The organism is Herbaspirillum frisingense GSF30 (assembly GCF_000300975.2).
In the GTDB taxonomy this organism is placed as follows: domain Bacteria; phylum Pseudomonadota; class Gammaproteobacteria; order Burkholderiales; family Burkholderiaceae_D; genus Herbaspirillum; species Herbaspirillum frisingense.
Map to the genome: position 1 here is coordinate 22,978 of NZ_AEEC02000048.1, position 9,947 is coordinate 32,924.

6 protein-coding genes are annotated in these 9,947 nt (G+C 60.4%); 1 reads left to right on the forward strand and 5 read right to left on the reverse strand.

Annotation, left to right across the window (positions count from 1 at the left end; translation table 11 throughout):
• The first annotated feature begins 152 nt into the window (after window positions 1-152).
• A complete protein-coding gene (locus HFRIS_RS22265) occupies window positions 153-1,475 on the forward strand; it encodes a hemolysin family protein (RefSeq protein WP_006465271.1) in 1,323 nt (440 codons plus the stop codon).
• A gap of 139 nt (window positions 1,476-1,614) precedes the next feature.
• Here the strand turns inward: HFRIS_RS22265 and HFRIS_RS24585 are convergent, their stop codons facing one another.
• From HFRIS_RS24585 to gntR, 5 genes are all read right to left on the reverse strand, one after another.
• Window positions 1,615-2,034 (reverse strand): helix-turn-helix domain-containing protein, encoded by a 420-nt coding sequence (locus HFRIS_RS24585; protein WP_006465272.1) that lies wholly within the window; start codon window positions 2,032-2,034, stop codon window positions 1,615-1,617.
• Between the two features lie 75 nt (window positions 2,035-2,109).
• Window positions 2,110-6,171, reverse strand: a complete 4,062-nt coding sequence (locus tag HFRIS_RS22275; RefSeq protein WP_152486737.1) for an Ig-like domain-containing protein — start codon at window positions 6,169-6,171, stop codon at window positions 2,110-2,112.
• A 333-nt stretch (window positions 6,172-6,504) separates the two neighbouring features.
• Entirely contained in the window at window positions 6,505-6,666 is a 162-nt protein-coding gene (locus tag HFRIS_RS25495; protein ID WP_006465274.1) for a hypothetical protein, read from the reverse strand.
• Window positions 6,667-6,842: 176 nt separating this feature from the next.
• The gene (gene ggt, locus HFRIS_RS22280) at window positions 6,843-8,603 is read right to left on the reverse strand and encodes a gamma-glutamyltransferase (protein WP_006465275.1); all 1,761 of its coding nucleotides are present in this window, start codon (window positions 8,601-8,603) and stop codon (window positions 6,843-6,845) included.
• A gap of 271 nt (window positions 8,604-8,874) precedes the next feature.
• Window positions 8,875-9,945 carry an HTH-type transcriptional regulator GntR gene (gntR, locus tag HFRIS_RS22285; protein ID WP_006465276.1) on the reverse strand — a complete coding sequence of 357 codons (1,071 nt, stop codon included), beginning with the start codon at window positions 9,943-9,945 and terminating at the stop codon, window positions 8,875-8,877.
• Between the last annotated feature and the right edge of the window lie 2 nt (window positions 9,946-9,947).

The window sequence follows — 9,947 nt, forward strand, 5'->3', positions numbered from 1 at the left end:
CATCCATTGGATGACCCGCGGTGTTGAACGTCGGCGCAAAATATTGTTATTTTGATAGCAAAACCGGTTCGCCCGCCGACCCATGGTAAATTACCGGGTCCGGACCGGTTCATTGCGTCCGGGCCCTTTGACAACCCCGATAGGAACCCTCGTTGGAAAACATATTACTGATCGTCGCAGCCTTCTTCCTGGTTGCGTTGAACGGTTTTTTCGTTGCTGCAGAATTCAGTCTGGTCAAGTTGCGTCAAACGCGCATCCGGGCCATCGCAAAAACACAAGGCTTGCGCGGCCGCATCCTGGCCGTGGTCCACAATCAACTGGACGCCTATCTCTCCGCCTGCCAACTCGGTATCACCCTGGCCTCGCTGGGCCTGGGCTGGATCGGTGAACCGGCATTCGCCCGGTTGCTGGAACCGCTCTTCTCGCTGGTGGGTGTGACCAATCAGGAACTGATCCACGGCATCTCGTTCGTCTTTGCCTTCTTCGTCATTTCCTTCCTGCACATCGTGGCCGGCGAACTGGCCCCCAAGTCCATGGCCATCCGCAGCCCGGAAAAGCTGGGCCTGTGGTGCGCGGTGCCGCTGTATGGCTTCTACTGGGGCATGTATCCGCTGATCTGGGTGCTCAACGCCAGCTCCAACTGGCTGCTGCGCGTGGCCGGACTGGGCGCCGGCCATGGGCATGACGCGCACTATTCCTCGGATGAACTCAAGTTGATCCTGCGCGCCGGTGGCAAGAGCGGCAAGAGTGGCAAGTTCACCCGCGACGAATGGAACATGCTGGCGCAGAGCCTGAACTTCGCCGAACTGGACGTGGCCGACATCATGCGCCCCGCCAGTGAAATCGTGGCCCTGGGCGATGACAAGACCCAGGAAGAAAACCTGGACATCATCTACCGCAACCGCTATTCGCGTTACCCCTACTTCGACGCCGAGCGCCAGCAGGTGCTGGGCCTGGTCCACCTGAAGGACGTGTTCCTGGCACAGCAGGATGGTCGCGCCATCGGCAACCTGAAGGATTACCTGCGCCCGGTGCAGTTCATCTCGCCCGCCTTGCCGGCGCTGGACCTGCTGCGCCGCTTCCGCACCGGCACGCCGCACTTCGCCGTCATCGGCAAGAAGGGCCAGCCGCCGCAGGGCTTCATCACCCTGGACAATATGCTCAGCCTGCTGGTGGGTGAGATCCGCGACGAATTCCGCCACAACACCGGCGAGTGGACCCGCCAGGACGACGGTACCCTGCTGGGCAAGGGCAGCCTGCCCATCGTCACGCTGGAGAACATGCTGGGCATCGACATCGAGTACGACGACAGCATCGACTCCGTCGGCGGCCTGGTGATGGAGAAACTGGGCGACCTGCCCAAGGAAGGCCAGAAGATCGAGTTTCCCGCCTTCGACGTGGTCATCAAGCGCATGTCTGGGCCGAAGATCGTGCTGGTGAAGGTCTATCCGAAGATGGTGGAGATGCGGGAGTAGGTCTGTGCCTGACTGAGGACCACGCCGGTCCTTGCACCAGGAATGCCGTTCAGTGTGGTGCTGGACGGCATTTTTTGTTTCGGGGGCGGGGAAGGGGCTTCGATAGCGCTGCTGCTGCTTTTACCGCCGTGGCAACGCCTCACAGAGATGCAGACGCCGTGAAACTCGCCGTCTTCAACAACATCGCCCGAGCAGAACGATTTGCGTGTCGGAATTGCCGGGCCAGCTTTTCCAATTCACGTTCCAGCAGCGTGGTGGCGACATAATCGGCGTCACCACTGAGCAGCCAGTTGATATCGATGCCGAACCGCTCGCGCATACCGCGCAGCAGTTTGGCACCCGGCATGCTGCGGCCACGTTCAATCTGGTAGATGTGGTTGGGTGCAGTGCCCAGCGCAATGGCGAACTGGCGCTGGCTGATACCCAGTTGCAGGCGAACGGATTTGAGCCGTTGCCCGAGGGATGCTCTGCATGGACTCATGCCTTGCTCCGAATGGATGGGGGTCCCTCCCTGCGCTATGTTCTCATCCAGCATGCGGTGCTTGCTGTGGCTGCTCATGGTCGTATGTTGTCTGTGCCTGAGATACTGAAAGCGTCCATCGGTTGGTTACGTCTACTTCACTGCAACCCCGGCTTACACACCAAACAGCGTATGTGTATTGGCCGGGTTGTAGGCGACGTTTTGCAGATGCAGCGAGTAGGTCTGGGTACCCGCACCGGCGCCATCAAGGTCGATCACCAGCCGGGTACCCGCGCCGCCCTGGATGGAGCCTACTTCCTTGACGAACTTGTCCAGGTTCAGCGCATCGACGTTCTTGCCGAACACGGCCAGTTTGTCCACACCGAGAGAAAAATCGGTGACGGTGGCAGCGAAGTTACCCTTCTTGCCGAAGGCACCCAGGCTCAAGGTGTCATAGCCGCCGTTGGTCTGGATCAGCGTATTGGCCCCATTCTTGGTGGCACCGAGCAGGATGGTGTCGTTACCGTTGCCACCGCGCGTATCGCCCAGCGATTGGGCCGCCCAGAACGAACCCAGTTTCAGGCCACCGACGCTGGCCGTCGCCCCATTGTTGTTGCCGGCGGTGATGTTGGTTGCCGTGAAGCTCAGATCGTCATAGACGCCCGGCGCCAGCAGATTGGCTGCGGAAGCGAGGGTGAAGTTGCCTGCCTTGACGGTGTCGAAGGCCAGCACCTTGTCGCCCGCCTTGACGGTGACCAGATACTGGTCCGACGAACCCGCACCGCCGACCTTGCCCGAGAACACCAGACCGCGCTCGCTGCTACCCGGCGATGCGGCGGTGCCGTTTTCTGTGATGGAGGCGTACTGGGTCGCCGAGTCGTCGAGCAGCTTGATGCGGGCGTTGGTGGGGCTGCCGACCTTGAGCTCGCTCAGTACCGGATTGGCGACATTGCCAGGGCGCGCCGGCGTGACCACCGATTCGACCTGGCTGATGTTGCCGGAGACCTCCTTGTACTGCACCTCGATCGTGTGCTGTGCGGCCGACAGGCTGTTGGCCACCTTCAGGCTCACCGCGGCCTGAGGCGAAGCCAGGTCTTCGGCAGTCAAGACCTTGCTGGTCGTCGCATGGTCTGCGGTGATCAGCGAAATGACATCACCGACACTGGCTTTCTTGGCGTCGAACTTGACGTTGAAGGTGGGATTCAGATTGCTGGCACCGGTATCGACCTGATACAGAATCCGGACATTGCCGATGTCATAGTTGCCGTTGGAGGTCTGGGTGAAACCGCCCAACTCATGCATGTCCTGATTGGCCACATTGCCGCCACCCTTGTGGTTGAGCATTACGCCCTTGCCATCCGGGGTCAAGGTGAAGTTGAAGATGCCAGCCTTGATGTAAGAACCACCCTGATGCGCCATCACAAAATTCTTGCCGGCCGTCAGTGGCTGGTCGAAGCTTTGATAGCTCTTGAACAGCGAGGAAGTCGTATTCGCCTTGCCCGTAATGCCCACGCCCCCCCATTCCGCCGAGATACCCTTGATGGACGCCAGGAAGTTCTGCGCGCTCATCCCTGCGGGCTGTGCCAGGAGCACACTTTCGCCTTTGCTGAGATTGTGGGAATTGACCCGGCCCAGGGTGTCGCCCAGGTTCAGGACCTGGTAACTCATCTGGTTCTGCGCCACCAGCTCGGCCTTGATTTCCGGCGCGGGTGTGGTATCGAGCTTGATCCTCGCCTTGGCCAGGCTGCTGTTGCCGGCGTGGTCGCTCACGGTGATGTCGATGTTGCGATAGTCCAGCGCGGTGGAGGTGGCCTTCAGTTTCAGGGCTTCCAGAATCTGTTTGGTTTCCAGCCCGGTCAGGGACTTGCCGGATGTCTTTTGCAGATTCAGCGTGGAGGTACCGCGCTCGTAGGTATAGGTCAGCCCGGTGACGCCACCGATAGTCTGATTGGATGCACCCTGATCTTTTTCCAGGGACAGGAAGCCATTGGCCTCTGCATTGAGAACCACCTGATCGCTGGCGAACGTATCCATGTTGCCGGAGAAGCTGAGCTTGATCGTAGCGATGTCATCGGCGAGGGAAGCACCGATCTGCTTGTCGAACAGGCTCTCACCATCGGCAGCGCGCTTGAGGTTGATGACCTTTTGCGAGTTCGACTGGATGCCCGGGGTGAAATAATCCAGGTCCAGTGTTGGCGCCTGGGTATCGACGACCAGTTTCGCACGGGCGGGACCACCAACTTCGCCATTGGTGGCGATCAAGCGGAATTGCACCTCACGTTCACCTTCCAGACCGAGCGAATTGACCAGCTTGACCGATTTAATCAGGGTCTGAATCTGGCTGCCCGAGAGTAGTGCGCCCGAGCTATTGCTGATGGTCAGCGTATGCTTCTCGGGGTCAAAAGCGGAGCGCAGCGCGTTGGCGACTTCGTTGCCCTTGTCCTTGGGCAGGTCAATCAGCAGTCGGTCATGTTCCGGATTGAGCCCCTTGCCTACCAGGGTCAGTTGGAGGCTACTGATATCCTTTGCAGCAGGTTCGAGGACTGCCTTGTGCAGGCTGATCCCCTGTTCCAGGGCACCTGCCGTCGCGATGTAGCGGATTGCTTCATCCTTCGATGCTGCGACGTTGGGATCAGCAGGCAAGGCCAGGCGCTCGTTGGTCACCTCTAGAGTGCCTTGCCAAGCCAGATCGCCGCGATCTTCGGAAGTACGCATTGTCAGTACGCGGGTACCGGTGCTTCCCGCGGTATTGATCAACTTGACGGCCTGGATCAGACGTTCGATCTCGTCCTTGCTGAACGCGCCACGCTTTGAATGATTTACCCACAGTTCATTCCTGCCGGTGGAGTAGTAGAACTCGACGTTCTCGACGCCGTTGATCGTCCGATTGTACATATCCTCTCCCGAACGGAAGGGATCAAGCTCACGCTCAAAGGCAAGCTTGTCCTGCGCACCCTGCAGGGCGTTCCCTGAGAGCCTGAAATAGAGATGAGCTGCATTCACTGCTGTTGATCCGGCAAAGTCCGCACTGGGTGCAAAGCGCGTACCAGTCGAAAGATCAGCGTTGGTGACATAGTGCCGAGATATCGACCCGCTTTCAAATTTGCCCAATCCTGGGACGAAGTTCTCGGGCGAAGTGGTATCAATGAAGAGGCGAAAGCCGCTGTTCGCGCTGACGTTGCCAGCGCGATCTTCCTGTTGCAAGTAGAAAGCGGTTTCTTCGGCGGCCATACCAAAACTCAACAACGGTAGCGCTTTCTGGTGCGCCCGCGTTCCGTCTTCCAGAGCAACTTCTGCGGCCAGATGTGGGGCAGGTAGATCGGTCGCTATCCACTTGGTATCAGAGGACGGCCTATGCTTGCTGTCGTTCCCGACATCCGCCTTCAGATACCGCGAGAAATCCGTCTCGCGATACCATTCGTCGGTGCCGCTCTGACGCGAGATGACATAACCTCCTCCGATCTGCGCCCACAGATACCAAGTCTCCCCAGAGGTTGTCATGCTATACGCCTCACGGGTGGTGTCCAGCAGCGCATTGCCGGTAGGGGAGAAATCGTCACTGAAGCTCTGCTTCAGCCTATGCGTCTCCGTGGCAGATAAAGCGTTGTATTCACCATTGGCGGTGCTGACACTGCCGTCTACCTTGGTCAGGCCTGATATTTTGCGTGTCCATTGCAGAGGGATTTCCCAAGTACCGTCCTTCTGCGACGCACGAGCGCTCAATTCGAGAAAGTCAACCGTGTGAATGAAGACTTCCGCCCCCTTCTCCGCGGTTCCTGTCAAGAGGATATTGCTGGTGTGAAAGATCTCTATTTCCTTGTATATGGTTGGTGCGACGGTATCCAGGGTGAAATCAAGTTGACTTGTAGTCACCTTGCCACCCTTCTCCTGGACCTTGACGATCACTGACTTCGCACCGTCGCCAGTCACAACAATCGGTCCACTGGCTCCCTTCTTTGGAAAGTTCCATGAGATGCCGCCGTCCCCACTCCATATCCAGCGCGCATCTGCTGGGATGCCGCTGACATTGACCTGGCCATTGTTGGTGATCTTGTCGGTCTGGCTGAATCCGCTATCAACGGCCAGTTCCAGCTTGACTCCGGGCGTTTGGACTGTAGGTGCCGGTGGCGTTTCTTTTTCCAGATCAGCGGCGCCTGTTGACGCCATGGCGACGGCAGCATCCGTTGCGGCGCGTTGGGTTGCCGTGTTTGCGTTGTTGATGATGGGATTTGTCACGATGATGACTCCTTGGGAAAAGTGAATGTGTATCCGGTATGACACCGGCTTTCCAACCCAAGCCCGGCCCGAGCCACTGCACGCGTTCTGCAGATCCAGCTGAACGCGACTTCGGGACAGACATTTCCCCTTCCTGTGGGCGGCATGGCGAGGGCGCCATTGCCTTTATGTAGCACTCGGTGGCGTGCCTGATCACGGAGAATGCATGCGATCCACGCCGTTCTCATGCCGCAGCTTGTGATGGCCTGGACTACTGAATGGCCATCATTGCTGGTGCGTGAGACACACGCGGCGTCCATCGGATCGCCGCGTGTACATCACTGCAACGCCGGCTTACACACCAAACAGCGTATGTGTATTGGCCGGGTTGTAGGCGACGTTTTGCAGATGCAGCGAGTAGGTCTGGGTACCCGCACCGGCGCCATCAAGATCGATCACCAGCCGGGTAGCAATGCAGATGAACGGGCGATTGCGCCGGCATCCATCGGTCGTCATGGGATTTCACCTTTGATGCCGCAACAAATGATGAGAAATACGTCGCCGCCCACATCCCACATGGTCGAAAAAAAACCGGTCCCTGAAAATCAGGAACCGGTTTCTCTCTTCACTGCCTGCCCCGTCAATCAGTGACGGGGCAGGGTGATGCAATACTTCATGTCACACCAGTCAGATCAGAACCCCAGCGTACGTCCATCCGGATTGCGCGGATCGGAGAAGCCGTCAAAGCCGTCTTCCCGGATCTGGATGGTCTGCGTGCGTCCCATGGAGGGCTGCACGCTGATCTTCTGGCCCTTGTCCTGCAGGATCTTCAGGGTATCGGCGGAGAGACCCTTTTCCACGCGCAGCTGGTCCGGCGCCCACTGATGATGGATGCGCGGAGTGATGGTGGCTTCGGCCACGTTCATGTCGTGGTCGATCACGTTGAGGATGGTCTGCATCGTGGTCGTGATGATGCGGCTGCCACCCGGGCTGCCGGTGACCAGGAAGGGCTTGCCATCCTTGAGCACGAAGGTGGGCGACATCGACGACAGCGGTCGCTTGTACGGTCCCACTGCATTGGCGTCGCCACCAATCAGGCCGAAGGCATTGGGTACGCCCGGCTTGGCGGCGAAGTCATCCATCTCGTTGTTCAAGGTGATGCCGGTGCCGGTGGCGACGATGCCGCTGCCGAAGTTCAGGTTCAGGGTGTAGGTGGTGGCAACCAGGTTGCCGTCCTTGTCGGCCACCGAGTAGTGGGTGGTCTGGTCGCTTTCATACGGCTGCGGCTGGCCCGGTTTGATCTCGGTGGAAGGCGTGGCGCGATCCGGGTTGATCTTCTTGGCCAGTTCGTCGGCGTAGGCGCGCGAGGTCAGGCCCTTGACGGGGACCTTGGTGAAATCCGGATCGCCCAGGTATTCCGAACGGTCGGCGTAGGCCAGCTTCATGGCTTCGGCCATCAGGTGGATGGTCTGGGCACTGTCGGCGCCGTATTGCTTGAGCGGATAACGTTCCAGGATGTTCATCATCTGGATGATGTGCACCCCGCCCGAGCTTGGCGGCGGCATGGACATCACCTGGTAGCCACGATAGTTGCCCGACACCGGCACGCGTTCGACCACCTTGTAGTTGCGCAGGTCGTCGGCGCTGATGAGACCGCCGTGCTTGTCCATCTCGGCCACGATCTTCCTGGCGATGGCGCCGTCATAGAAGGCCTTGGGGCCTTCCTTGGCGATCAGGCGCAGGGACTTGGCCAGATCCTTCTGGACCAGCATTTCGCCTTCCTTGAGGGGACGACCTTCCTTGAAGAAGATCGCCTTGGACGAATCCCACTGGCCCAGGTGCTCACGCTCTGCGGCCAGGATCAGCGCCAGGCTGCGGCTGACCGGATAGCCCTTTTCGGCCAGTTCGACCGCTGGCTGGATGACCTGCGACAGCTTCATCGTGCCGTACTTGGCGAGTGCATGCGACAGGCCCGCCACCGTGCCCGGTACGCCCACGGCCAGGTGGGTGTAGAGCGAGCGGCCGGGGACGACGTTGCCCTTGTCGTCCAGGTACATGTTGCGGGTGGCGCGCTGCGGCGCCATCTCGCGGAAGTCCAGGGCCACGTTCTTGCCGGTCTTGGCATCGTGGATCATCATGAAACCGCCACCGCCGATGTTGCCCGCATTGGGCAGCACCACCGCCAGCGCGAAGCCGACCGCCACGCCCGCATCGACGGCGTTGCCGCCCTTCTTGAGGATGTCCACGCCGACCTTGGTGGCCAGTTCCTGTTCGGTGGCCACCATGCCGTGCTGGCTATGGACCGGGCTGATGATGTCGTAGGTCAGGTCGTACTTGACCACGGGGGCCGCCGGTGGCGCCGTCTGGGCGCTGGCCGGCAGGAAGGCCAGTGCGCCGCACAAGGGCAGCAGGGCCATGGCGGCGGGTTTGCAAAGACCGGTGAATGTCTGCATGAGGGATGCTCCTGATGATCTGGACTTGGGAATGTGCATATTATTTATAGGAATGCCGTCCGGATGCGATGCTGCCGCACAGTCTGGACGACACCGGAAGATTGTAGAGAATGGACCGCATCTGTCCAGAGCCAGCGGCCAGCGTTGGATGGATTATTGATGGTGATTCGTCCATGGATGGACGGGATGCGGCGGACCGATGAGGTGGTTCGCCGGGGGGGAGGGCGGTAGCGCCAATGCGCAGCAGGTGCCGACGAAGTCCTTCGCCGGTTCAGGTGCTCTCGCGCAGCGCCAGTTCGAAGCCCAGGTCCAGGCGACCCTTGGCGATATCCTCACCCTTGAGCTGGCGCACCAGCATCTCGGCCGACTTGTAGCCGATGTCATAGCGCGGCGTCACCACCGTGGTAATGGAGGGCGTGGCACAAGCGGCCCAGGAGAGGTCGTTGAAGCCGGCGATGGCCATCTGCCCCGGCACGCTGATGCCCTGGCGCTGACATTCAAAGAGCGCACCGAGGGCCAGGTCATCGTTGCAGCAGAAGACCGAATCGCAGTCCGGATGCTGCTCCAGCACGCGGCGCAGCAATTGCGCACCCATGTTGACGGTGGTCGGTTCCGGCAGCAGCACCTCGATATCCGGCTGGATGCCGGCCTCGATCAGTCCTTTGCGGAAGCCTTCTCGGCGCTTCATCATGCGCGGGTCCAGCTGGGCCGCCAGGAAGGCCGGACGTCGATAGCCGCGTTCTACCAGATGACGTGCCACCGCCTGCCCGGCGCGGGTCTGCGAGAAACCCACCGACAGGTCGTGCTGGCTGCGTCCCAGGTCGAACATGCGTACGGCCGGGATGTCGCGGCTGCCTGGGCGGGCCTGCAGGATGTCGTGCTGTTCGCTGCTGGAGAGCAGGAAGCCGGCCGGCGCATGGGCCAGATAGGTGGCGATGAGTTGTTCTTCCTTGTCCCGCACGTAACCGGTCTCGCCGATGAGGAACTGGTAACCGGCACCGGCCAGGTAGTCGCGGATACCCGAGAGGGTTTCGATGAAGACCGCATTGGTGAGCGACGGCACCAGCACCGCTATTACCTGCGAACGTGCCGAGGCCAGCGTCGAGGCGGCCTGGTTGGGGACATAGCCGAGCCGGGCAATGGCCTCCAGGATGCGCTGGCGGGACTGCTCCTGCACCAGGGCCGGCGTCTTCAGCGCGCGCGATACCGTCATCGGGCTGACCCCGGCCTCGGCCGCCACATCAATGATGGTGACGCGACCGGTGGCGCGGCTGCCGCGTGCGGGGGCGGAAGACTTCGGCTTGGGCCTGGGCGTGGATTTGGGTGCTGCGCGCTGGGTCATGG

Coding starts and splice junctions, on each gene's coding strand:
- HFRIS_RS24585 (WP_006465272.1), bottom strand. CDS start 2,034: ATGAGCAGCCACAGCAAGCACCGCATGCTGGATGAGAACATAGCGCAG.
- ggt (WP_006465275.1), bottom strand. CDS start 8,603: ATGCAGACATTCACCGGTCTTTGCAAACCCGCCGCCATGGCCCTGCTG.
- gntR (WP_006465276.1), bottom strand. CDS start 9,945: ATGACCCAGCGCGCAGCACCCAAATCCACGCCCAGGCCCAAGCCGAAG.
- HFRIS_RS25495 (WP_006465274.1), bottom strand. CDS start 6,666: ATGACGACCGATGGATGCCGGCGCAATCGCCCGTTCATCTGCATTGCT.